The 23,097-nt window shown below is 74.9% G+C and carries 21 protein-coding genes; 11 read left to right on the top strand and 10 right to left on the bottom strand.

Annotation, left to right across the window (positions count from 1 at the left end; all coding sequences use genetic code 11):
* A complete protein-coding gene (locus IE225_RS21660) occupies positions 1–4,311 on the top strand; it encodes a cation-translocating P-type ATPase (protein ID WP_190059259.1) in 4,311 nt (1,436 codons plus the stop codon).
* 191 nt (positions 4,312–4,502) lie between these two features.
* Here the strand turns inward: IE225_RS21660 and IE225_RS21665 are convergent, their stop codons facing one another.
* Positions 4,503–5,582, bottom strand: a complete 1,080-nt coding sequence (locus IE225_RS21665) for an NADH:flavin oxidoreductase/NADH oxidase (RefSeq protein WP_190059260.1) — start codon at positions 5,580–5,582, stop codon at positions 4,503–4,505.
* A gap of 126 nt (positions 5,583–5,708) precedes the next feature.
* On the opposite strand from IE225_RS21665, the gene IE225_RS21670 reads away from it, so the two are divergent.
* The gene (locus IE225_RS21670) at positions 5,709–6,062 is read left to right on the top strand and encodes an ArsR/SmtB family transcription factor (RefSeq protein ID WP_190059261.1); all 354 of its coding nucleotides are present in this window, start codon (positions 5,709–5,711) and stop codon (positions 6,060–6,062) included.
* An 86-nt stretch (positions 6,063–6,148) separates the two neighbouring features.
* Here the strand turns inward: IE225_RS21670 and IE225_RS21675 are convergent, their stop codons facing one another.
* Entirely contained in the window at positions 6,149–7,495 is a 1,347-nt protein-coding gene (locus tag IE225_RS21675; protein ID WP_190059262.1) for an FAD-dependent oxidoreductase, read from the bottom strand.
* Between the two features lie 219 nt (positions 7,496–7,714).
* Between IE225_RS21675 and IE225_RS34280 the strand changes: the two genes are divergently transcribed.
* Positions 7,715–8,587: a DUF6214 family protein gene (locus IE225_RS34280; protein WP_506004984.1), complete on the top strand. Its 873-nt coding sequence runs from the start codon at positions 7,715–7,717 to the stop codon at positions 8,585–8,587.
* 117 nt (positions 8,588–8,704) lie between these two features.
* On the opposite strand, the gene IE225_RS21685 is transcribed toward IE225_RS34280, so the two are convergent.
* The 6 genes from IE225_RS21685 to IE225_RS21710 all read right to left on the bottom strand — a co-directional run bounded on the left by IE225_RS21685 (position 8,705) and on the right by IE225_RS21710 (position 13,504).
* Complete coding sequence (locus IE225_RS21685) at positions 8,705–9,373, bottom strand: TetR/AcrR family transcriptional regulator (protein ID WP_190059263.1); 669 nt, start codon at positions 9,371–9,373, stop codon at positions 8,705–8,707.
* Positions 9,374–9,578: 205 nt separating this feature from the next.
* Complete coding sequence (locus tag IE225_RS21690; protein ID WP_190059264.1) at positions 9,579–10,289, bottom strand: HAD family hydrolase; 711 nt, start codon at positions 10,287–10,289, stop codon at positions 9,579–9,581.
* Positions 10,290–10,444: 155 nt separating this feature from the next.
* Positions 10,445–11,116: a phosphatase PAP2 family protein gene (locus IE225_RS21695; RefSeq protein ID WP_190059265.1), complete on the bottom strand. Its 672-nt coding sequence runs from the start codon at positions 11,114–11,116 to the stop codon at positions 10,445–10,447.
* A 100-nt stretch (positions 11,117–11,216) separates the two neighbouring features.
* Entirely contained in the window at positions 11,217–12,152 is a 936-nt protein-coding gene (locus tag IE225_RS21700) for a M56 family metallopeptidase (protein ID WP_190059266.1), read from the bottom strand.
* Positions 12,153–12,241: 89 nt separating this feature from the next.
* Complete coding sequence (locus IE225_RS21705) at positions 12,242–12,787, bottom strand: DUF5134 domain-containing protein (RefSeq protein WP_190059267.1); 546 nt, start codon at positions 12,785–12,787, stop codon at positions 12,242–12,244.
* A 324-nt stretch (positions 12,788–13,111) separates the two neighbouring features.
* Entirely contained in the window at positions 13,112–13,504 is a 393-nt protein-coding gene (locus IE225_RS21710; protein WP_190059268.1) for a VOC family protein, read from the bottom strand.
* 80 nt (positions 13,505–13,584) lie between these two features.
* Between IE225_RS21710 and IE225_RS21715 the strand changes: the two genes are divergently transcribed.
* Positions 13,585–14,124: a GNAT family N-acetyltransferase gene (locus IE225_RS21715; protein ID WP_190059269.1), complete on the top strand. Its 540-nt coding sequence runs from the start codon at positions 13,585–13,587 to the stop codon at positions 14,122–14,124.
* Between the two features lie 140 nt (positions 14,125–14,264).
* On the opposite strand, the gene IE225_RS21720 is transcribed toward IE225_RS21715, so the two are convergent.
* Complete coding sequence (locus IE225_RS21720) at positions 14,265–14,948, bottom strand: glycerophosphodiester phosphodiesterase (RefSeq protein ID WP_190059270.1); 684 nt, start codon at positions 14,946–14,948, stop codon at positions 14,265–14,267.
* Positions 14,949–15,231: 283 nt separating this feature from the next.
* Here IE225_RS21720 and IE225_RS21725 point away from each other — a divergent pair, with 283 nt between their 5' ends.
* The 3 genes from IE225_RS21725 to IE225_RS21735 are packed head-to-tail and all read left to right on the top strand — an operon-like array spanning position 15,232 to position 18,487.
* A complete protein-coding gene (locus tag IE225_RS21725; protein ID WP_190059271.1) occupies positions 15,232–16,629 on the top strand; it encodes a DUF6421 family protein in 1,398 nt (465 codons plus the stop codon).
* Between the two features lie 35 nt (positions 16,630–16,664).
* Entirely contained in the window at positions 16,665–17,417 is a 753-nt protein-coding gene (locus IE225_RS21730) for an SDR family NAD(P)-dependent oxidoreductase (RefSeq protein WP_190059272.1), read from the top strand.
* Entirely contained in the window at positions 17,414–18,487 is a 1,074-nt protein-coding gene (locus tag IE225_RS21735; protein ID WP_190059273.1) for a threonine aldolase family protein, read from the top strand. Before IE225_RS21730 ends, IE225_RS21735 begins: the two co-directional genes overlap by 4 nt.
* A gap of 174 nt (positions 18,488–18,661) precedes the next feature.
* On the opposite strand, the gene IE225_RS21740 is transcribed toward IE225_RS21735, so the two are convergent.
* Complete coding sequence (locus IE225_RS21740) at positions 18,662–19,390, bottom strand: lysophospholipid acyltransferase family protein (protein ID WP_190059274.1); 729 nt, start codon at positions 19,388–19,390, stop codon at positions 18,662–18,664.
* A 405-nt stretch (positions 19,391–19,795) separates the two neighbouring features.
* Between IE225_RS21740 and IE225_RS21745 the strand changes: the two genes are divergently transcribed.
* The 4 genes from IE225_RS21745 (at position 19,796) to IE225_RS21760 (ending at position 22,931) form a co-directional block, all read left to right on the top strand.
* Positions 19,796–20,155 (top strand): thioredoxin family protein, encoded by a 360-nt coding sequence (locus tag IE225_RS21745; protein WP_190059275.1) that lies wholly within the window; start codon positions 19,796–19,798, stop codon positions 20,153–20,155.
* Positions 20,156–20,362: 207 nt separating this feature from the next.
* The gene (locus IE225_RS21750) at positions 20,363–20,872 is read left to right on the top strand and encodes a flavin reductase family protein (protein WP_190059276.1); all 510 of its coding nucleotides are present in this window, start codon (positions 20,363–20,365) and stop codon (positions 20,870–20,872) included.
* A gap of 241 nt (positions 20,873–21,113) precedes the next feature.
* On the top strand, positions 21,114–21,902 hold the full coding sequence (locus IE225_RS21755) for an electron transfer flavoprotein subunit beta/FixA family protein (RefSeq protein ID WP_190059277.1): 789 nt from the start codon (positions 21,114–21,116) through the stop codon (positions 21,900–21,902).
* A gap of 66 nt (positions 21,903–21,968) precedes the next feature.
* Positions 21,969–22,931 (top strand): electron transfer flavoprotein subunit alpha/FixB family protein, encoded by a 963-nt coding sequence (locus tag IE225_RS21760; RefSeq protein ID WP_190059278.1) that lies wholly within the window; start codon positions 21,969–21,971, stop codon positions 22,929–22,931.
* Positions 22,932–23,097 lie beyond the last annotated feature (166 nt).

The following is a 23,097-nucleotide window of genomic DNA, read 5'->3' on the forward strand; positions in this document are numbered from 1 at the left end:
ATGCTGCTTGAGTTGCTGACGAGTCCCACGGCCACCGCGGGCCGGCTGCTGGAGCGGGCGGCCCCGGTCGCCGTGGGAGCGGCCGCCGGAGCGGTGGCCGGCACGGTGCGGGCCGGGGTGCGCGGCGCGGACGGCGCGGTGCGCGCGGCCCGCGTCGCCCGGCACGCCCTGCCCGGCCCGTCGCGGCCCTGGCGTTCCGGGCCGCGTGCCCACCTCGCCCTGCGGCCCGCGTCGCCCGAGGCCGCCACGAAGACGAACCTCGCCCAGCGGGCGCGCAAGGTGGCCGCCGCGCTCGCCGAGCACCCCGACGTCGCGCTGGCCTACTGGGACGGCGGCCTGGCCCGTCTGGTGGTGACGGCGACGGAAGAGACCGCCACCGACCGGGTGATCGAGCACGCCACCGGCCTCGCCGAACGGCACGGCCTGGTCAGGGCCGACGACCTGCCCGAGGAGTTCCCGCACCCCGGTGACCCGGCCGGCGTGCGGGCCGCCGCCGCGGTCGTCGCGGCCGACGCCCTCGGCACCGCCGCCGCGCTCACCGCCTCCGCGCTGCGCCTGCCGCCCAGCCCCCGCCTGGTGACCGCGGTGGTGACGCTGCTGCGCGAGAACCCGCGGTTCCGCGCCTGGCTGAGCGCCCGTATCGGCCCCTCCCGCATGGACCTCGCCCTGGCCTGCGCCAACGCGGCCGCGCACGGCGTCGGCCAGACCTACACCGCACTCGTCCTCGACGGGACGCTGCGCACCTTCCAGCTCGCCGAGACCGTCGCCCGGGCCGCCGCCTTCGACGCCGTGCACGACCAGGTGTGCGCCCCCGACCGGATCAGCGTGCCCGCGGGCGGTGCCGAACGGCCCCCGCTGCGCACCTCCCCGGCCCAGGAGTACGCCACCCACGCCTCCGCCGGCAGCCTGCTGGGCGCGGCGGTGACCCTGCTGGTCAAGCGGAACGGCGCCGAGGCCGCGGAGGCGGTGCTCGCGGGCTCGCCCAAGGCCGCGCGCTACGGCCCCGCCGCCTTCCACGCCGTGCTGAGCGGCGCCCTGTCCCGCAAGGGCGTGCTGGTGCGCGACCCGGAGCGGCTGCGCCAGCTGGAGACGGCCGGCACGGTCGTCCTGCACCCGAGCGCCCTGTGCACCGAGGACGGGGAGGCCGATCCGTGGGTCGAGTCCGTCCTCGACGCGGCGCGCCGGGCCGGGCTGCGCGTGGTCGTCGTCGACGATCCCGCCCTGCAGGACTTCACCGGCCTCGCGGACCAGGTCGTCGATGCCCGGCGTCCCCTGGACGACGTGGTGTACGGGCTGCGCGACGACTCCGGCGGCGTCCTCACGGTCGCCCGGCCGCGCTCGGCCGACGACCACGCCGTGCTGGACGGCCTGCTCGCCGGCGACGTCGCCGTCGCGCTGGCCGACCGGGGCGGCGCGGTCGTGTGGGGGGCCGACGTGGTGGCCCTGCACGGCCTGCCCGACGTGTGGCGGCTGCTGACCGCCGTGCCCGCGGCCCGCGCCGTCGGCCGCAGGTCGCTGACCCTGGCCCGCTCGGGTGCCGCCCTGTCCGGACTGCTGGTGGCCATCGGCGAGTCCGGCCGCGGACGGCGCAGCGTCCTGCCCGGGCTGCGGCACATCCCCGTCGACATCGGCGCGGCCACCGCCCTGCTGTCCGGGGCCCGCACGGCCCTGGGCGTCGCCGCCGCCCGCGCCCCGCACCCGCGGGCCCGCGTGCCCTGGCACGAGCTGGCCCCCGAGGAGGCCAAGGAGCGCCTGGAGCACGAACCGGCCGAGCAGCAGGGCCCGGTCGAGCAGGCCACGGCCCGGATGCGCAAGGCGGTGCGGAAGGCCGGCCAACACCCCGCGGCGGCGCCGGTGCGCTGGACCTACCAGCTCGCCCGCGCCGTACGCGGCGAGCTCGACGACCCCCTCACCCCGGTGCTCGCCGTCGGCTCCACCGCGGAGGCGATCCTCGGCTCGGTCATGGACGCCCTGCTCGTCGTCGGCGCGCTCGACCTGAACGCGCTGGTCGGCGGCGTCCAGCGGCTGCGGGCCGAACGCGCGCTGTCCGGGCTGCTCGCCGAGCACAAGCAGAAGGCGCGCCTCGCACCCGGCGACGTCGGCCCGGTGGGCGAGACCCGCACCGTGGACGCCTCCCGGCTGCGGCCCGGCGACGTGATCGAGCTCAAGGGGGACGACGTCGTACCCGCCGACGCGCGCCTGCTGTGGCAGGAGGGCCTGGAGGTCGACGAGTCCGCGCTCACCGGCGAGTCCCTGCCGGTGGAGAAGCAGACCGACCCGACGCCGGGCGTCCCGGTCCCCGACCGCAGCTGCATGGTGTTCGAGGGCACCACCGTGGTCGCCGGCCACGCCCGCGCCGTCGTGGTGGACACCGGCGAGAGCACCGAGGCCGCCCGCGCGGTCGCGCTCGCCGCCCGCACCCCGCCCTCCGCCGGCGTGCAGGCCCGCCTGCAGGAGCTCACCCGCAAGGCACTGCCGCTCACCCTGGCGGGCGGCGCCGCGGTCACCGGCCTGGCGCTGCTGCGCGGCGCGCCCATCCGCGAGGCGGTCAGCGGCGGTGTCGCCGTCGCCGTGGCCGCCGTGCCCGAGGGGCTGCCGCTGGTCGCCACGGTCGCGCAGCTCGCGGCCGCCCGGCGGCTGAGCCGCCGCGGTGTCCTGGTACGCACCCCGCGCACCCTGGAGGCCCTGGGGCGCATGGACACCGTGTGCTTCGACAAGACCGGCACGCTCACCGAGAACCGGCTGCGCCTGGTGCGGGTGGCCGACGCCGACGGCACCCTCCACGGCGCTGGCGAGGCGGGCGCCGCCGCCGTCGTGCGGGACGCCGCGCGCGCCTGTCCGCGGCTCAACGGCGGCGGCCCGGACAAGCCGCGGCACGCCACCGACGCGGCCGTGCTGGACGCCGCGGGGGAGGACCCGGAGTGGCGGCAGACCGAGGGCCGGCCGTTCGAGGCGGCCCGCGGCTACGCCGCCGCCACCGGCCGGGCCGGCGACGGCCCGCACGTGCTGGTCCTCAAGGGCGCCCCCGAGACGGTCCTGCCCGCGTGCACCGGGCTGCCGGAGCACGTCGTCGAGACGGCCCACGCGCTCGCCAACGACGGCCTGCGCGTCCTGGCGGTGGCCCGGCGCGTGCTGGACGACGCCGACCAGGACGCCGACGTCCTGGACGACCCGCTGCGCGAGCTGGAGTTCGTGGGCCTGCTGGCGCTGGCGGACGTCGCGCGCGAGACGTCCACGGCCCTGGTGGCCGGACTGCAGGAGGCCGGCGTACGGCCGGTGATGCTGACCGGCGACCACCCGCACACCGCGCGGGCGATCGCCACCGACCTGGGCTGGCCGCAGGACACCGTCGTGGTCACCGGCGACGAACTGGCCGCCGCCGACCGCTCGGTGCGCGCCCGCATGCTGGCCGGCGCCGGCGTCGTGGCGCGGGTCGCGCCGGAGCAGAAGCTGCAGGTCGTCGAGGCCCTGCGGGACGCCGGCCGGGTCGTCGGCATGGTCGGCGACGGCGCCAACGACGCCGCCGCGATCCGCGCCGCCGACGTCGGCGTCGGCATCAACGCCCGCGGCTCCGCGGCCGCGCGCAACGCCGCCGACCTGGTCCTCACCCGCGACGACCTCACCGTCCTGGTGGAGGCGGTGCACGAGGGCCGCTCCCTGTGGAGCAGCGTCGCCGACGCCGTGTCCATCCTGATCGGCGGCAACGCGGGCGAGATCGGCTTCGGCGTCCTGGGCACCCTGCTCTCCGGGCGGGCGCCGCTGACGACCCGTCAGATGCTGCTGGTGAACCTGTTCACCGACCTGTTCCCGGCGATGGCGGTGGCGGTGACGCCGAAGCAGGGCGGCGAGACGGAGGAGCAGGAGGGGGTGCCCGGGACGACGGCTCGGCGGGCGGTGCCCAGCGTGCTCGGCGAGCCGCTGATCCGGCAGATCCGGCACCGCGCCCTGACCACCTGCCTGGGCGCGGTCGTCGCCTGGCTGATCGGCCGCTTCACGCCGGGCACGGCCCGCCGCTCCGGCACCATGGCGCTGTGCGGCGTGGTCGGCACCCAGCTCGCCCAGACCCTGCTGGACCGCCGCGACAGCCCGCTGGTCCAGGTCACGGCCCTCGGTTCGGCCGCCGCCCTCGTCGCCCTGATCCAGACCCCGGGCGCCAGCCACCTCTTCGGCTGCACCCCGCTGGGCCCGGGCGGCTGGCTCGGCGTCGTCGCGGCCATCGCCCTGGCCGTCGCGGGCCAGCGCGCCCTGCCCCGACTGGAGCGGACGGTGATCCGGCTGCTGCCGAAGACGGAGCAGCCGGCGGCGGCCTGACACCCGTAACCGGTCCCCGGCGGCCACCGCGGCCCGCCGGGGGCCGGGACCGAGGGCGCGCCCCGGGCCCGTCCGGGAGCCGCCCGGAGGCTCCAGGAGAACCAGGAGGTCCAGGAAAGCCAGGAGAACCAAGAGAAGGGGCCCTCCCCGTCGGCCGTTCCGGCCGTGGGAGGGCCCTTTCGGCCGTGCCCTCACACCGCCCGGTGGTACTGGTCCGGCATCCGGACCTCGCCGCCGAGCTCCCGCGCCGCCCGCCGCGCCCACGACGGGTCGCGCAGCAGTTCGCGGCCCAGCAGGACGGCGTCGGCCTCGCCGTTGACGAGGATCTTCTCGGCCTGCTCGGGCTCGGTGATGAGCCCGACCGCGGCGACCGGCATGGGTGTCTCGGCCTTCACGCGTGCGGCGAACGGCACCTGGTAGCCGGGCCCGGCGGGGATGCGGACGCCGGGGGCGTTGCCGCCGGTGGAGACGTCGAGCAGGTCGACGCCGTGGGCGCGCAGCTCGGTGGCGAAGCGGACGGTGTCCTCGGGCGTCCAGCCGCCCTCCGGAAGCCAGTCGGTGGCGGAGATGCGGAAGAACAGCGGCTTGTCCTGCGGCCACACCTCCCGTACGGCGTCGACGACCTCCAGCGCGAAGCGGGTGCGGTTCTCGTACGAGCCGCCGTAGGCGTCGGTGCGGTGGTTGGTGTGCGGCGAGAGGAACTCGTTGATCAGGTAGCCGTGGGCGCCGTGGATCTCGGCGACCTCGAAGCCGGCGTCCAGCGCGCGCCGCGCCGCCTGCGCGAACCGCCGGACGATCTCCTGGATCTGATCGACCGTCAGCTCGGTGGGCACCGGGTGCCGCTCGTCGAAGGGGAGCGGACTCGGCGCGACCGGCTGCCAGCCGTACGCCTCCGGGCCGACCGGCGCGCCGCCCTTCCAGGGCCGCTCGGTGGACGCCTTGCGGCCCGCGTGCGCCAGCTGGATGCCGGGCACGGTGCCCTGCTCGGTCAGGAACCGGGTGATCCGGCGGAACGCCTCGGCCTGCGTGTCGTTCCAGATCCCGAGGTCGTAGGGGGAGATGCGGCCCTCGGGGGTGACGGCGGTGGCCTCCACGATGATCAGCCCCGTGCCGCCGGTGGCGCGGGCCGCGTAGTGCGCGAAGTGCCAGTCGCCCGGGGCGCCGGTCAGCGGGCCCTCGGGGGCGGCCGAGTACTGGCACATCGGCGGCATCCAGACCCGGTTGGGGAAGGTCACGCTGCGCAGGGTGTACGGCTCGAAGAGTGCGCTCATGGCGAGCTGCTCCGTTCGTCGCGGGGCCGGGACAACGCTTCGTACGATATCCATCGTAGTACGGCAGGTGTCAAACTACGATGGACTTCGTACAATGGGAGTCCGTCCGCACGAACTGGAGCCACCGTGACCACCGCCCCCGCCGCCGGCAGCCGCGACCTCCCGCACCCGGCCCGTGACGAGATCCGGCTGGAGGCCGTGCTGCACGCGCTGTCCGACCCGGTGCGGCTGCGGATCGTGCAGGAACTCGCCGCCGACCGCGACGAGCTGGCCTGCTCGCAATTCGAGCTGCCGGTCACCAAGTCCACGACCACGCACCACTTCCGGGTGCTGCGCGAGAGCGGGGTCATCCGGCAGTGCTACCGGGGCACGGCCAAGATGAACGGCCTGCGCCGCGAGGACCTGGACGCCCTCTTCCCGGGGCTGCTCGACTGCCTGCTCGCCGCCGCCGGCCGGCAGGCCGCCCGGCTCGGGGACTGAACGCTCCCCGGCCGGCAGGCGGTTGAAGACCGGGGGCCCCGGGGGGCAGGGCGACCGCCGTCAGGCGGCCCGCGCCGACGCACCTGCTAGGACGCCGCCGTACGCGCCGCCGCCAGCAGCGACTCCCAGTCCGGCAGCTTGACCGTGCTCCGCCCGAGCGCGGCCCCCAGCTCCGCCTCGGCCCGCTCGATCGCACACCATCCGGCCCACTCCACCGGCTCGATCCCCGCGGCGCGCAGCGCCGCGAGCGCATCGTCCGGGACCGGCCTGCGCACGAGCGCCGGGGCGTCCGCGAGCAGCGAGGCCACCGTCTCCTTCGCGCACGGCCGGTTGGTGCCGATGACCCCGGTCGGGCCCCGCTTGATCCAGCCGGCCACGTACTCGCCCGGCGCCACCGATCCGTCCCGCAGCACGCGCCCCGCCTCGTGCGGCACCGTCCCGTGCTCGGCGTCGAACGGCAGGCCCGCCGGCGGCACTCCGCGGTACCCCACCGAACGCAGCACGAGCTGCGCCTCGATCTCCTCGTACCGGCCCGTGCCAATCACGCCGCCGTGCCCGTCCGGAGCGGTCCGCTCGAAGCGGACCGCGCCCACCCGTTTGCCGGAGGCGAGCAGTTCGACGGGCCGCAGGTAGAAACGCAGCCGGATGCGGCGGGCGGCCCCCCGGGCCGGCGCCTCGGCCCAGCCGCGCAGCACCTCCAGGTTGCGCCGCTGCGCCGCCGGCAGCCCCGACGGATCCCCGTACGCCGGATCCAGCGCCAACTCGGCCGGATCCACGACGACTTCGGCGTCCGGCAGGGTGCCCAGCTCGCGCAGTTCCTTGGTGGTGAAGCGGGCCTGCGAGGGACCGCGCCGGCCCACCATGTGGATCTCGCGCACCCGGCTCGCCGCCAGCGCGCGCAACGCCGCCTGCGGCATGTCGGTACGGCTCAGCTCCGCCGCCCCGCGCGCCAGCATCCGGGTGACGTCCACGGCCACGTTCCCCACACCGACGACCACCGCCGAGCGCGCCTCGCGCACGAAACCGGCGTCGACCGCGTCCGGGTGGGCGCTGTACCAGGAGACGAACTCCGTCGCCGACCAGCTGCCCGGCAGGTCCTCGCCGGGGATCCCCAGGTGGCGGTCGGTGGCGGCGCCCACGCAGTACACCACCGCGTGGTACAGCTCCCTGAGCCGGTCCACCGGCAGCCCGCCCGGCCCGCCGACCCGCACCCCGCCGAGGAACCGCACCCGGTCGTGCTCCAGCACCGTCCGCAGCGTCTGCTGCAGAGACTTGATCTTCTCGTGGTCCGGTGCGACCCCGTAGCGCACCAGGCCGTACGGGCACGGCAGCCGGTCCAGGACGTCCACGCGCACTGCGGGATCCTGCTCGACGAGACCCTGCGCGGTGTAGCAACCGCTCGGTCCCGACCCGACGACGGCGACACGCAGCACGGCGGAACTCCTCACCCCGGGGCCGCGGGACGGCCCGCTGCCAGGAGAGCGCTGACGCCTTCAGCATCGCACCGGCCGGGCTGCGCCGGGAGGGTGCCGCGCCGACCGGGCGCGCGTGTCCGTCCGTATGGAGTGTGATCGCGAGATTACGTTCCGTGTGTGCTCGAGGCTTCCTTTCTTCACCTTTCCGACCGGGGTCCACAGGAGGGCGCCGTGTCCGTGCGGCCCGCGTGGCGGGTGCGGGGGCGGGATGGCGTCACGGCATGGTTCACCGTCCGGCTGGACTTCCCCGACGGCGCGCGGATCGATGCGCTCGCGGTCGTCGCGGACGGCCGCGTCGGCCTGGAGGAGGTCCGCGCCAGTCCCGCGCTGACCCCGGAGGACCTGACCCTGCTCGCCGCCCGGGTCCGGGCCCGCCTCGGTGTGGCGCGCGGGACCCCGGGCGGGGAGGAGACCGCGCCCGGGCACGCGGGGGAGGACGCGCACGAGGCGGCGGGGCGGGCGGGGAACGGCGCGGAGGAGTTGACGGAGCGTACGGGAGAGGGCGCGGAGGGATCGACAGAGCGCGCGGGGGAGGGCGTGCACGGGCCGGCGGGACACGCCGGGGGAGTCGCGCAGCGCGCGCGGGAAGCCGCTCCCGGGGCGGCGCAGCGCGCAGGGGTGGCCGAGCCCAAGGCGGCGGGGCGCGCCGGAGAAACCGAACCCGAAGAAGCGGGACGCGCGGCGGGCACCGAGCCGGCGGGCGCGGACGGCGCGTCCGCCGGGGCGGGGCAACCACCGGGCGCGGACGGCGGAGCGGCGAAACCCGTGGCCGGCCGGTCCGTGACGGGTCGTTCCGTGGCCGGCGGCAGGCCCGCGGCAAGCCGGTCCGGGGCCGGCTCGCGCCGCTCCCGGGCCGGCCTGCCGCGCGGCATCGAGGGCTGTCGGCTCGTCGCCGCCGCGTACCGGGCGGCCCAGACCGCGGGCACCGACCCGGTGCTCGCGGTGATGGGCGCCACCGGCCGCAGCCGCCGCAAGTCCCTGCGGATGATCGCCCGCGCCAGGGACGCGGGCCTCCTCACCCCGCGTCACGCCCGGCGCCGCGCGGGCTGACCCCGGCGCCGGAGCCGGCGCGGCGCCGGAGCCGGCGCGGTGCCGGAACCGGCGCGGCACGGCACCGTACCCGCGCGGCCGGGGAGGCGTATCCCCGGCCACGGCGCCCGGCCCGGTCTACGGCCGCCCGGCGTCCCGCCCGGTCGCGAAGAACCGCGACAGGTCCGTGTCGCCGCCGCTGCCGGGGGGTTCCCGGTCCGGCGGCGACCCCATCTCCCAGTCGAGTCCGTAGCGTTCGAACAGTTCCGCCCGCAGCACCGGCAGCGGCATCGGCACCCCGGGCACCAGGGCCGCGTAGACCGCTCCCATGAGCAGCGCGCGCAGCCTGGGGTAGTCGGTGTCGACGTCCCGGGAGCCGTGCCGGGCGACGGTGTCGCGCAGCAGCTGGGCCAGGCGCTGCTGTTCCGGACACTGGACGAAGCCCTCGGCCTGCAGGATCCCGGCCATGTGCTGGCGCATCAGCACCGGCCGGTCGCGGGCGAGACCCAGGACGGCGTCGATGGCGCGGGCCAGCCGCTCCCGGCCGTCCTCGGTGCGCGGCTCGCGCTCCAGCGCCTCCTCCAGGGTGCGGTGCATCAGCCGGTGCACCGCCGATTGGACGAGCTGGCGCTTGCCGGGGAAGTAGTACGACACCAGTCCGCGTGCGGAACCGGCGCGGTCGGCGATGTCGGCCAGCGTCGTGGCGTCGTAGCCGCGCTCGCCGACCAGCTCGACCGCCGCCTGCAGGAGCCGCTCCCGCGATCTCCGCCGCAATTCTTCGTTGACCGAGGCGCTGCGCGGGGACATCCTGTAACTCCTTGCGTTGACTGGCTGCCAGCCAACTATACTCAGTGCGTCCGGACACGCCCCGAGCGGGCCTGTCCGGTCTGCCGTCCGCCTCGGGCGACGCGGGGGATCGTCCGGGGCGGACGTCCTTCGCTCCACAGGTTTCCTGAGGCTACTTCTTCGCCGGGTGCCCGGAGCCCTTCCGCGCGGCGACCGGGCCGGCTCCTCAGCCGCCCGATCCGCCCGCCCGGTCCACCAGGTCGAGCACCGGCCGCAGCCCGTCGGGCCGTTCGGCGGCCGGCCGGTGGTCCACGAAGTGCACCGCACAGCCCAGGTCCGCCGCACCGCCGTCCGCGTGCCGGTCGTCGCCGACCATGAGCACCTCCCGCGGGTCGGCGCCCAGCTCCGCGCAGGCGGTGGCGAACAGCCGCGGATCGGGCTTCTGGACGCCGTGCTCGTACGACAGGACGTACGTCTGCACGTACGCGTCGAGGCCGTGCGCGCGGAAGACCGGGCGCAGGTCCCAGCCGATGTTGCTGACCACGCCCACGCCGACGCCGCGCTCCCGCAGCGCGCGCAGCACCTCGGCGGCGTCGGGGTAGGGCGCCCACGCGGCCGGGGTGCGGTGCCGGTCGTAGAGGGCGTCGTGCAGCCGCGGGTCGGGGAGCGGCACCTGGCGGGAGAGGGCGGTGTAGGCGGCCCGGTGCAGCTCGGCGCTGCGGTCCCGCTCCGCCCACAGGGCGGCGAGCGGCTCCGGCACCCGCAGCGGGGGCGGCCCGCCGGGCAGCGCCCCCGCCTCCTCCAGCGCCCGCGCCTTCTCGGCCAACTCCCGCTCCGGCAGGGCGATTCCGGCCTCGTCCAGCACGGCGCGCAGCCAGGACTCGGTGGACTCGACGCGGAAGAGGGTTCCGGAGAAGTCGAAGAGGACGGCGGCCATGCGGTGATCCTAGTGATCCCGGGCGCGGCCGTGATCTCCCCGGCGGCGTACGCCGTATGCCGGACGCGGCCGCCCCCGCCCCCCTTCGTGTGCGCCGTGTGCCGGACACGGCCGCCCCGTCCGCGTGCCTCGTGCGCCGGACGCGGCCGCGGCGGTCACGTCCGCCACCGTCCGCGGGCCAGGACGGCCAGCGCCACCACCCAGGCGCCCAGCAGCCAGCCGCCGACGACGTCCGTGAGCCAGTGGACGCCCAGCCAGATCCGGGTGAACCCGACGCCCACCACACTGACCAGGGCCACCGCCAGGGCCGTGCGCCGCAGCACGGGCCCGGCGCCGTGCCGGCGCAGCAGCCACAGCAGCAGCCCGCACACCACGGTGGCGGTCAGGGCGTGCCCGGAGGGGAACGCGGCGAAGCGCGCGGAGTCCACGGGATCGGGCCACACCGGCCGGGGACGGTCGACGGCGCTCTTGAGCCCCTGCTGCAGCAGGGCGGCCAGCGCGCAGGTCGCGCCCAGCCACACCGCCGTCCCCCACTCCCCGCGCCGCCCGGCCAGCCACACCGCGACCGCCGCGCACACCAGCCGCATGGTCACCGGGTCCCACACCCAGTCGGTCAGAATCCGCAGGACCCGGGTAATCCCGGGCTCGCCGACCGCCCAGCGGTGCGTGGCGCGGGCCACGTCCCCGTCCGCGCCGACCAGGGGACCCCAGCGGACGGCGACCAGCGTCAGCAGCAGCACCGAGCAGCCGCCCAGCACCAGCGCGGCGCGGACCGCCGCGCGGTCGCCGGACGAGCGGGGCGGGGCGGGAACGTGCGGGGCGCGCATGGAGCGATCGTCCCCGACGGGCGGGGCGGGAGGCCACCACCGGGGCCCGTGAGGCCCACCGTGCCGGCGGCCGTTGTCCCAGCCAGCCCAACTATCCCGGCTATCCCAGCGCCCGCAGTCCCGGCACCAGCGCCACCAGGACCGGCAGCACCGGTACGAGGGCGGCCGCCGCGGTCAGTTGGAGACGGCGCAGGACGGGGAGGCGGTGCGGGGGAGTCAGGAGGCGGTGGACACGCTGCGGGAGGTGGGCGTGCGGGGTGGGGGCGGGGCCGAAGACGCCGCGGTCCTCGTTGAGTTCGACGAGGGCGAGGGCGGTGGTCAGGCGGCCGAAGCGGCGGGAGGCGACGTCGTCGGCGGCGAGTTCCACCAGGCGGTGCATCTCGTCGCGGAACGCCGCGAACACCGGCACCTGCGGGAACCCGGCGGCCAGCGCGGCCGAGCAGTGCAGCAGCCAGTCGTGGCGGGCCTGGGCGTGGCCCTGCTCGTGGGCGAGGACGGCGTCCAGCCGGTGTCCCCGCAGGCGGCGCAGCGCGGCCGTGGTGACCACGAGCCGCGGCGGCGTCCCGGGCAGCCACCAGGCGTCGGGCCGCTCCCCCTCCAGCACCACCAGCCGCCCGGCGCCGGGCTCCTCGCCCGGCAACAGCGGCGCCCGCAGGCGCAGTTCGGCCCGCCGCCGGCGGCGCCGGGCCTGCGCCCGGGCGACCTCGCGCACCAGCATCACCGCGCTCCACACCCCGCCGCAGGCGAGCGCCACCGCGGTGACGGCCGCCCACGGGCCGGGCGCAGCGGGCACGTAGGCCTTCACGACGGGCCGCGGCGCCGGCGCGAACACGTGGCCGCGCACCGCCTCCCAGGCGGCCGCCGCGCTCAGCGTCATCGACAGCGCGCAGCACAGCAGCACGGCCGCCACCACGCACTGCCACACCCACAGGGCCACCACCGGTTCGCGGTCCGGCCACTCGGCGCGCGCGAGCAGCCGGGGAGCGACGACGGCGGTCAGGGCGCCGAGCAGCAGCAGGACCGCGGGGACCATCATGGGCAGCAGCCTATGAGGGGCCGGCTACCCGCCGGTACGACCGGCTGCGGCAAAGTGACGCAGACCACGACGGCCCCAGCCGCGCCGCCTCACAGGGCCAGCAGCATCGCCACCGTCGCGATCCCCATCGACAGCCGGCACGCCCGCGCCAGTTCCGGCCGGTCGCCCCAGCGCACGCCGCCCCCGCCGGCCACCGCGGCGACCGGCACCAGCCGCGCCCCGGACAGCAGCACGTACCCCGAGAAGTACAGCAGCAGCACGCCCGTCAGGAGCGGGACGCCGGACGTGCCGGGCCCGTGGTGGTGGCCGGGGGAGACGGCCATCGCCACGGCCATGTAGGCCATCGCCGCCGCTCCCGCGAGGTGGTGCAGGTGGTGGGCCCCGCGCCGCGCCGACCACAGGGCGCGCAGCCCGGCCGCGCCGAACACCGCCGCGTAACCGGACCAGACCCACGCCGGCGGCGCGAACACACCCGCGGGGACGGCCATCACCGCCATCCCGAACCCCATCAGCGCCTCGCCGCCCGCGCTGCGGCGCTGCTCCTCCACACCGCTGCGCATCCGCAGCAGGCAGTACGCCCCGGTCGCCGCGCACAGCGCGACCAGCAGCCAGCCGGGTGAAGCCGGTCCGTGCACCCGTGCCCTCCTCGACGTCTCCCACGGCGGTCGGTCGGAGGGATGCCCGGGCGATGCGGCGGGCACGCGAGCGCAAGGGTGTACGCGGGGGGCTTGGAAGAGCACGGCGGAGCGCTGCGGGGTGCTGCGGAGCGCCGGCGACGGAATTTTACGTGTGAAACACCTGCTGATCTTCCTGTATGGGCAGCGCGACGATCCCTCCTTGGCTGACCGCGGACTCCGGATCCGCGGCTGACCGGACCCCGGCACGCCGGCCGCACCCTGCCTTCCTCGGGAGCCGACCGGACCACGACCCCCTCGGGAGCCACCCGGACCGCGGCCCTCTCAGATCCCCGGCCGGTACCGCAGCGGATGGTCCGCCGGGACCTCCACCAGGACGATTTGCGTGCCGTCCGGGTCGGCGATCCACATCTCGATCAGGCCCCAGGGCTCCTTCACCGGCGGCCGGACGATCTCCACGCCCTTCGCCCGCAGCTCCTCGTGGGCGGCGGTGACGTCCTCCACCTGGAGCCACAACCGCAGGGCCGGGCTCGGCGGGGTGTCGGAGCGGCCGGAGACCTCCAGGAAGCCGCCGCCGAGGAAGTAGACGGTGCCGCGCTCCGGCCCGGTGCCGAACTCGCGGTGGACGGCGAGGCCCAGCCGCTCGCCGTAGAAGACGCGGGAGCGCTCGGGGTCGGTGGGGCGGAGCAGGACGCGGCTGCTGAGTACGTGCACCATGCGGCGGAGCCTAATGGCCGCGTTAGGCTCGTCCTCGCCTCGCACGCGCCGTGAACCGCCTTGAACGGGAGAGCCGCCCCATGGACACCACCGCCACCGGACTGACCTTCCGCGACGCCACCGACGCCGACGTCGACGCGCTGGTCACGCTGATCGAGTCGGCGTACCGCGGGGAGTCCAGCCGCCGCGGCTGGACCACGGAGGCGGACATCCTCGACGGGCAGCGCACCGACCCGCAGGGCGTGCTGGAGGTCATCAAGGCGCCCGGCAGCCGGCTGCTGACGGCGGAGCGGGACGGCCGCCTGGTCGCCTGCTGCCAGCTCGAGCACCGCGGCGACCACGCCTACTTCGGCATGTTCGCGGTCAGCCCCACCGAGCAGGGCGCGGGCCTGGGCAAGGCGGTGCTGGCCGAGGCGGAGCGGCAGGCCCGCGAGAGCTGGGGCGCGGCGGAGATGCACATGACGGTGATCTCCGTCCGCGACGACCTCATCGCCTGGTACGAGCGGCGCGGCTACCGCCGCACGGGCCGCACGACCCCGTTCCCCTACGGCGACGAGCGCTTCGGCATCCCGCGCCGCCCCGACCTGCGGTTCGAACTGCTGGTCAAGGAACTCGCCTGAACGGCGGCTCACCCGAACGGCGGTCCGTCCGAACAGCGGCCCGCCCGGGCCCGGACGATGCCGATGCCGATGCCGACGCCGATGCCAACGCCGATGCCGATGTCGGTGCCGGTGCCGCCCGCGGTCACGCGGTCACGCGGTCACGCGGTGAGGCGGCCGATCCGCCTGATCTCCGGGTAGTCGGTGGTGACGCCGTCCAGTTCCAGGGCGCGGGCCAGCCGCAGGTGGTCCTGGGTGTTGACCACCCAGCCGATGATCCGCAGGTCCGCCTTGCGCGCGTACTCGGCGACCTCCAGGGTCAGCCGCCGGATGTTGAGGCACACCGTCGCCGCCCCGGCCTCGCGCGCCCGGTCGACCACGTCGGTGCCGTAGCGGCTCGCGACGAGCGCGGTGCGCACCCCGGGCACCAGCCGGGCGATCTCCGCGATCGCCTCGTCGTGGAAGGAGGACACCTCCACCCGCTCCACCAGGTCCCGTGCGCGCATCACCTCGGCCAGCGCCCGGGCCGCCGCCGTGTCCTTGATCTCCGCCTGCAGCGGGGTGCGCACCGCCTCCAGGACCTCCTCGAAGACCGGTACCCGCTCCCCGCGCCCCGCGTCCAGGGCGCGCAGCTCCTCCAGGGTCTTCTCGGCGATCGGCCCGCTGCCGTCGGTGGTGCGGTCCACCTCCGCGTCGTGCATGACGACGAGCGCGCCGTCCCGGCTCAGGTGGAGGTCCAGCTCGATGACGTCCATCCCGGCCGCCTCGGCGGCCACGAAGGAGCGCAGGGTGTTCTCCGGCTCGACACCCATCACCCCGCGGTGTCCGATGGTCAGGAAATGCAACGTTCGCCTCGCTTCCGTCGACGGCGGTGGGGGGAACACGCGATCCGGCCGCACCGCGGGCGGCGGTCCGCGCGCCGGGAGGCAGCCTAGACCCGCCGGTCCCGCCGCTCGCGCGCATCCGCCCCGCCGTGGCGCGCATACCTGTCGCCGCAACGGGGTACAGCAGGAAAAACCGCGGCTTTGGCCGGGGTGTGCAGGACGATTTCCCGATGATCCTCTTGCTGGCTGAAACCAGGGGACATACGGTGTCCTCGACGCGAGGTTCTCCCGTGGAGGATGGGACATGACGGAAATTCTTGTGCAGGAGCGCGCCGAGGGGCAGGTTTCTCCTGCGGCCAGGGTGGTGGAGCACCCGGCGTGGCCCGCGCTCAAGGATGCCGTGGAGCAGATCCGGCCGTGGCAGTCGAAGGACGGCTCCATCGACTTCGACGCCGAGGGAGCCCCCACCCGCGCCGAGGCCGAGGACGCCCTGCGCCGTGTCGTCGAGGCCGTCGAGCAGCTCTCCCCGCTGCTGCCGCACGACGCCGAGTACCACGCCGCGCTCGTGAAGGACCTGCGCCGCTGGGCCGCCGAGGGCTTCGGGGTGCCCGACTTCCTCGACTCGCTGCTCGCCTTCCAGCCCGCCGCCAACCGGCAGCACGGCCTGCAGCACCTGGTCGTCTTCCCGATGTACACGCAGAACGGCAACCCCGACCGCAACCTCGAGGCGGTCGTGCTGCGCATGGTCTGGCCGGACTGGCTGGCCGAACTGGAACGCACCCGCTACGACAACCCGCTGTTCTGCGGCATCACCTTCGAGGACTTCACCTCCGGCTACGACACCAACTCCGCCGTCCTCTTCCCGGAGACCATCGCCGTGCGCGAGGCGCCCGAGCGCTTCAGCTGGGGCGGCATCTTCTGCGACCGCGAGGCCGCCCGCTTCCGCCGGGTCACCGCCGCCGCCGTCGACATCCTGGGCCTGGAGCTGCCCGAGGACGTCGAGGCGATGATCCACGACCAGAAGCGGTGCGAGGAGGCCTTCGTGCTGTGGGACATGATCCACGACCGCACCCACAGCCACGGCGACCTGCCGTTCGACCCGTTCATGATCAAGCAGCGGCAGCCGTTCTGGATGTACGGCCTGGAGGAGCTGCGCTGCGACCTCACCGCCTTCAAGGAGGCCGTCCAGCTCGCCGCCGAGGGCGTGCCGCAGGCCCGTGACGTGCAGTACGCCGTCCTCTTCGACCGCATGTTCCGCTTCCCGGTCACCGGCGAGCGCGTGCGCAACTACGACGGCCTGGGCGGCCAGCTCCTCTTCGCCTACCTGCACCAGCACGACGTGGTGCGCTGGCGGGACAACAAGCTGTCCATCGACTTCGAGCGCGCACCGCAGGTCACCAACCAGCTGTGCGCCGAGATCGAGAAGCTGTACCGCGACGGCATCGACCGGCCCAAGCTGGTCCACTGGTTCGCCGGCTACGAGCTGGTCTCCCGCCACCTCGCCCCGCACCCCGCCTCCAAGTGGGCCAAGGGACCCGAGGCCCTCGACCTGAGCCAGCCGCCGCGCAAGCTCGTCGACGACGTGCTTCCCGACGAGTTTCCCCTGAGCATGTTCTATGAGGCGCTGCAGAAGAAGCTGAAGAAGGTGATCGCCTCCACCAAGGGCATCACCGCCGACAGCGCCGACCGGGTCGCCGCGTGAGCGACCGCGCCGGGAACACGGCTCAGGAGGAGAAGATGGCGAACGGCAACGGGGCGCTGAGCGGCGCGGTGATCGCGGTGGCCGGCGCGGGCGGGCCCGCCGGCCGCGCGACGCTGCGGCGGCTCGCGGAGGCGGGGGCGACCGTCGTCGGCTCCGACAACGATCCCGAGCGGCTCGCGGAGGCCGTCGACGCGGCGCGCTACGCCCGCGGCGGCGCCACCGTCACCGGCGACACCGTCGACCTGCTCGACCTCAGGGCGACCCGCGAGTGGGCCACCCGCGTCGAGAAGGACTTCGGCCGCGTCGACGGGCTCGTGCACCTCGTCGGCGGCTGGCGCGGCAGCGAGACCTTCACCAAGACCAGCCTCGACGACTGGGACTTCCTGGAGCTGCTGCTGATCCGCACCGTGCAGCACACCTCCCTCGCCTTCCACGAGGCCCTCCAGCGCAGCGACCGCGGCCGCTACGTCCTCATCAGCGCCCTGGGTGCGAGCAGGCCCACCGCGGGCAACGCCGCCTACGCCGCCGCCAAGGCCGCCGCCGAGGCGTGGACGCTGGCCATGGCGGACTACTTCCGCAAGGCGGGGGCCGCCGGGGAGCTCTCCTCCGCGGCTACGATCCTGGTCGTGAAGGCGTTGGTGCACGACGCGATGCGCGCCGACCGCCCCAACGCGAAGTTCGCGGGCTTCACCGACGTCAAGGACCTGGCCGAGGCCATCGCCGGAGTGTGGGAGAAGCCCGCCGCCGAAGTGAACGGGAAGCGCCTGTGGCTGACCGAGCAGCCGTGAACCCATCGAGAACCGACGCCCGTCGCCACCACGACCCCGAGGTACGGGGCTTCGCCAGCGACAACTACGCCGGCGCCCACCCGGAGGTGCTCGCCGCCCTGGCCCTGGCCAACGGCGGGCACCAGGTCGCCTACGGCGAGGACGCCTACACCGACAACCTCCAGCGGATCATCCGCAGCCACTTCGGCGCGACCGCCGAGGCGTACCCGGTCTTCAACGGCACCGGCGCCAACGTCGTCGCGCTGCAGGCGGTCACCGACCGCTGGGGCGCGGTGATCTGCGCGGAGAGCGCCCACATCAACGTCGACGAGTGCGGCGCGCCGGAGCGCATGGGCGGCCTGAAGCTGCTCACGGTGCCCACCCCGGACGGCAAGCTCACCCCCGAGCTGATCGACCGGCAGGCGTACGGCTTCGAGGACGAGCACCGCGCCATGCCGCAGGTGGTGTCGATCACCCAGAGCACCGAGCTCGGCACCGTCTACACCCCGGACGAGGTCCGCGCGATCTGCGAGCACGCGCACGCGCGCGGCATGTACGTCCACCTGGACGGCTCCCGGCTGGCCAACGCCGCCGCGTTTCTGGACGTGCCGATGCGCACGTTCACCAACGCGGTCGGCGTGGACATCCTCTCCCTGGGCGGCACGAAGAACGGCGCGATGTTCGGCGAGGCGGTCGTCGTCCTCAACCCCGACGCCGTGCGCCGGATGAAGCACCTGCGCAAGATGTCCATGCAACTGGCCTCGAAGATGCGCTTCGTGTCGGTGCAGCTGGAGGCACTGCTCGCCCGGGACCTGTGGCTGCGCAACGCCCGCCACGCCAACGAGATGGCCCAGCGCCTGGCCGAGGGCGTCCGGGCCGTGGGCGGCGTGGAGATCCTCCACCCCGTCCAGTCCAACGCCGTCTTCGCCCGGCTGCCGCAGGAGGTGAGCCGGCGGCTGCAGCGGCGGTTCCGCTTCTACTTCTGGGACGAGGCCGCCGGCGACGTGCGCTGGATGTGCTCCTTCGACACCACGGAGGACGACGTGGACGCGTTCGTGGCCGCGCTCAAGGAGGAGATGGCCCGGCAGTGACCGCCCCATGACCGGAGCACGAGCATGCGGCCACCCGGAAAGCCATTGCGACCGGGTGGCCGCATCCTTGGTGCTGCACGACGGCGGATTGCCGCACAACGACGGATTGCCGCACGACGACGGCTCCGGGCGGCGGCCGTCGTCACCGCCCGGAGCCCGGGCGGCGGGCTCCGGTCAGCGGGCCTTCGCCGCGCTCGGCTCCTCCGGGGCCGGCGCGGTGCCGCCGAGGTGGGCGGGCATCCACCAGGTGTCGTCCGGGCCCTTGGGGCGGCCCGGGTAGGCGCGCTGGGCCGCCTCGAGCAGCTCCTGGACGCGTTCGCGCAGGCGGGCGGTGAGGGCGCCGGCGTACTGGCCGCGCGGGGCCTCCAGAGGGGCGCCGACCCGGATGGTGACGGGCAGGTGGCTGCGGCGGAAGGTGCGCGGACGGCCCTTGGTCCACAGCCGCTGGGTGCCCCACAGGGCCATCGGAACCAGCGGCACGCCCGCCTCCTGGGCGAGGCGGACGGCACCCGACTTGAAGGTCTTCAGGGTGAACGACTGCGAGATCGTGGCCTCCGGGAAGACCCCGACGACCTCTCCCGACCGCAGCGAGTCCAGGGCGTGCGCGTAGGCCGCCTCGCCCTGCGCGCGGTCCACCGGGATGTGCTTCATGCCGCGCATCAGCGGACCGGCGACGCGGTGCCGGAACACGGACTCCTTCGCCATGAAGCGCACCAGGCGCTTCTGCGGGCGCGCCGCGAGGCCGTTGAAGACGAAGTCCAGGTAGCTGATGTGATTGCTCACCAGCACGGCACCGCCCGAGCGGGGGATGTTCTCCGAACCCCTGCAGTCGATCTTCAGGTCCCACACCCGGAACATCGCGAGGGCGAGACCGATCACGGGACGGTAGACAAGCTCAGCCATGGACGGGACGGACCCTTCCTGTTCTGCCTGGGAACCTTGGGAAGGGGACTCCCGGCGGGAAGTTACGCGGCCGTAGGTTTACGGCTCTCGCAGATCGTGCACGAAGAACGCCCGGCGGGCCAGTCCGGGTGCCCGCCGACGGCGAGATCCTCGTCACGTCGGTCGTGTGATCCCTCCCCGCCGCAGTCCCCGGCTGCTCCGCGCGCCCCTTGCGCGGCGCGGCAGCACGTACGTCTCACCCCGGGCAGTACCCCGGGACGGCGTTCGCGAACGCCGCGGCCGCCGCGGCCCCGGTCGCCCTTTTCCGGGGGCCGGGAATTCCCGCGGTCCCGTGGGCGCTGCACCTGCACGACGACCGGAATCGTGGTGGGTGCGGCGGCGCCGCCGGCGGCGACCGCCCGCAAAATGCCACAGCGGCGGCGGAAGGGGAGGGTGCGCGTGCGTGTGCGGGACGGGGACGAGCGGCTGGACGCGGCCGCGCTCGGCGCCGCCCTGGGCGAGCGCGCCACCCTGGTGCAGTTCTCCAGCGCCTTCTGCGCCCCCTGCCGGGCCACCCGCCGCGTCCTCGCCGAGGTGGCCGGCATGGTGCCCGGCGTCGCGCACGTCGAGATCGACGCCGAGGCGCATCTGGACCTCGTACGCCGGCTGGACGTCGTCAAAACGCCCACCGTGCTCGTCCTGGACGCCGGGGGCCGGGTGGTGCGGCGCGCCGCCGGGCAGCCGCGCAAGGCCGACGTGATCGCCGCGCTGGGCGAGGCGGTGTGAGACCCCCGGGCGGAGGTGTGAGCCGTCTCGCGGAACACCGGACGTACTTGACTGCGTGCACCACGCGTCGTCAGCCTGGCCGTATGCCTTCGGAACTCCTTCTCGTCGGGCGGCCGCACATCGATCCCGCCCGCGCCGCGAGCGCGCGCTGCCCGGCCCGGTGAGCAGCCGCCGGACCGCCCCCCGCCCCCGACGAAGGACAACTTCATGACGGCCTCGCCCGACCTGACCACGTTCCGCCTCGCCTCGCCCGACCTGCTGCGCTCCGTCTTCCGCCGGCACGCCGCCGGCGTGGCCGTGATCACCGCCCGCGGCGCACACGGCCCGGTCGGTTTCACCGCCACCTCCCTCACCTCCGTCTCCGCCGACCCGCCGATGCTGTCGTTCGGCGTCAGCACCGGCGGCTCCAGCTGGTCGGCGATCGCCGCCACGGACCACGTCGGCGTGCACATACTCGGCGAGCACCAGCAGGAGCTGGCCGCCACCTTCGCCCGCAGCGGCGCGGACCGCTTCGGCCCGGCCACCGCCTGGCGCGAGGGCCCGCACGGCGTCCCGCTGCTCGACGGCGTCCTCGCATGGGTGGTGGCACGCATCGTCACCCGGGTGCCCGCCGGGGACCACCGCGTGGTCCTCGCCGAGGTCGCCCTCGGCGACCCCGCCGGGCAGGGCCGGCCCCTGCTGTACCACCAGGGGCGTTTCACGGCCCTGCGGGACTGACGGCCCTCCGCTCCACCCGCTCCGCTTTCGTCCGCCCTCCTGCGCGGCCGTCCGGTTCCGGTTACGCTGCGTTGCACAGGTCACAGTTCAAAGCGCTTGCTTAGCGGGCAGGAACTGGATGTACTGGCGAGTAATATTTCGTTCGGAGTGCGGAGTCGCCCCGACCGGGATCGGCCGCTTCGGGCGCCTATGCTGCCTGCAAGAGGCAGCCCAGACATGACGATGCAGTAGGAGAGCCGGCGTGAGCTTGAGGATCGTTGTCACTGTGAAGTACGTGCCCGACGCCACTGGCGACCGGCACTTCGCCGATGACCTGACCGTCGACCGCGACGACGTGGACGGTCTGCTCTCCGAGCTGGACGAGTACGCGGTCGAGCAGGCCCTGCAGATCAAGGAGAACGCGGACGACGACGTCGAGGTCACCGTCCTGACCGTGGGCCCGGAGGACGCCAAGGACGCGCTGCGCAAGGCGCTGTCCATGGGCGCGGACAAGGCGATCCACGTCGAGGACGACGACCTGCACGGCACCGACGCCATCGGCACCTCCCTGGTCCTGGCCAAGGCGATCGAGAAGGCCGGCTACGACCTGGTGATCTCCGGCATGGCCTCCACCGACGGCACCATGGGCGTCGTGCCGGCGCTGCTGGCGGAGCGCCTGGGCGTACCGCAGGTGACCCTGCTCTCCGAGGTCTCCGTCGAGGACGGCACGGTCACCGGCCGCCGGGACGGCGACGCCGCCTCCGAGCAGCTCCAGGCCTCCCTGCCGGCGGTCGTGTCGGTGACCGACCAGTCGGGCGAGGCCCGCTACCCGTCCTTCAAGGGCATCATGGCGGCCAAGAAGAAGCCGGTGGAGTCCTGGGACCTGTCCGACCTGGACATCGACGCCGACGAGGTCGGTCTGGAGGGCGCCTGGACCAAGGTCGAGGAGGCGGCCGAGCGTCCGGCCCGCAGCGCGGGCACGATCGTCAAGGACGAGGGCGAGGGCGGCAAGCAGCTCGCCGAGTTCCTCGCGAGCCAGAAGTTCATCTGACCGGGAACTTCACCCCACCCCTCCTTTCCGCCCCCAGACTTCGCAATCCGCAGGAGATGCATTCCCATGGCTGAAGTTCTCGTCTACGTCGACCACGTGGACGGCGCCGTCCGCAAGCCCACCCTGGAACTGCTCACCCTCGCCCGCCGCCTGGGCACCCCGGTCGCCGTCGCCCTCGGCGCCGGCGCCGGGAACACCGCCGCCCAGCTCGGCGAGCACGGCGCGGAGAAGGTCCTCGTCCACGAGGCCGCCGAGTACGCCGAGTACCTGGTGGTGCCCAAGGTCGAGGCGCTGCAGGCCGCGGTCGAGGCCGTCTCCCCGGCCGCCGTGCTGGTGCCCTCCTCCGCCGAGGGCAAGGAGATCGCCGCCCGCCTGGCGCTGCGCATCGGCTCCGGCATCATCACCGACGCCGTCGACCTGGAGGCCGGTGACGAGGGCCCGGTGGTCACCCAGTCGGTGTTCGCCGCCTCCTACACCACCAAGTCCCGCGTCACCAAGGGCACCCCGGTCGTCACGGTCAAGCCGAACTCGGCGCCCGTCGAGGCCGCCCCGGCCGCCGGCGCGGTGGAGCAGCTGGCGGTGAGCTTCTCCGACAAGGCCACCGGCACGAAGATCACCTCGCGCACCCCGCGCGAGTCCACCGGCCGCCCGGAGCTGACCGAGGCCGCGATCGTGGTCTCCGGAGGCCGCGGCGTGGGCGGCGCGGAGAACTTCCGCCTGATCGAGGAGCTGGCCGACTCCCTCGGCGCGGCCGTCGGCGCCTCGCGCGCCGCCGTCGACGCCGGCTGGTACCCGCACACCAACCAGGTCGGCCAGACCGGCAAGACCGTCTCGCCGCAGCTGTACATCGCCACCGGCATCTCCGGCGCGATCCAGCACCGCGCCGGCATGCAGACCTCGAAGACCATCGTGGCCATCAACAAGGACCCCGAGGCCCCGATCTTCGACCTGGTCGACTACGGCGTGGTCGGCGACCTGTTCGAGGTCGTCCCGCAGCTCACCGAGCAGATCAAGGCCCGCAAGGGCTGAGCCCCGCAGGCCCGGCGAAGGCCCCCGCGACCGGCGAGGTCGCGGGGGCCTTCGCGCATGCCCGCCGCGGGACGGGCGCGCGGCCGCCCGGTGTTGACCGGGCGCGAGAGGCACGGATACCGTCCTTCTACGGATTGTTTATTCCGTAGAGCGGAAAAAGGGAGGG

Origin of the sequence: Streptomyces echinoruber (assembly GCF_014651135.1) — a bacterium.
Lineage (GTDB): Bacteria > Actinomycetota > Actinomycetes > Streptomycetales > Streptomycetaceae > Streptomyces > Streptomyces echinoruber.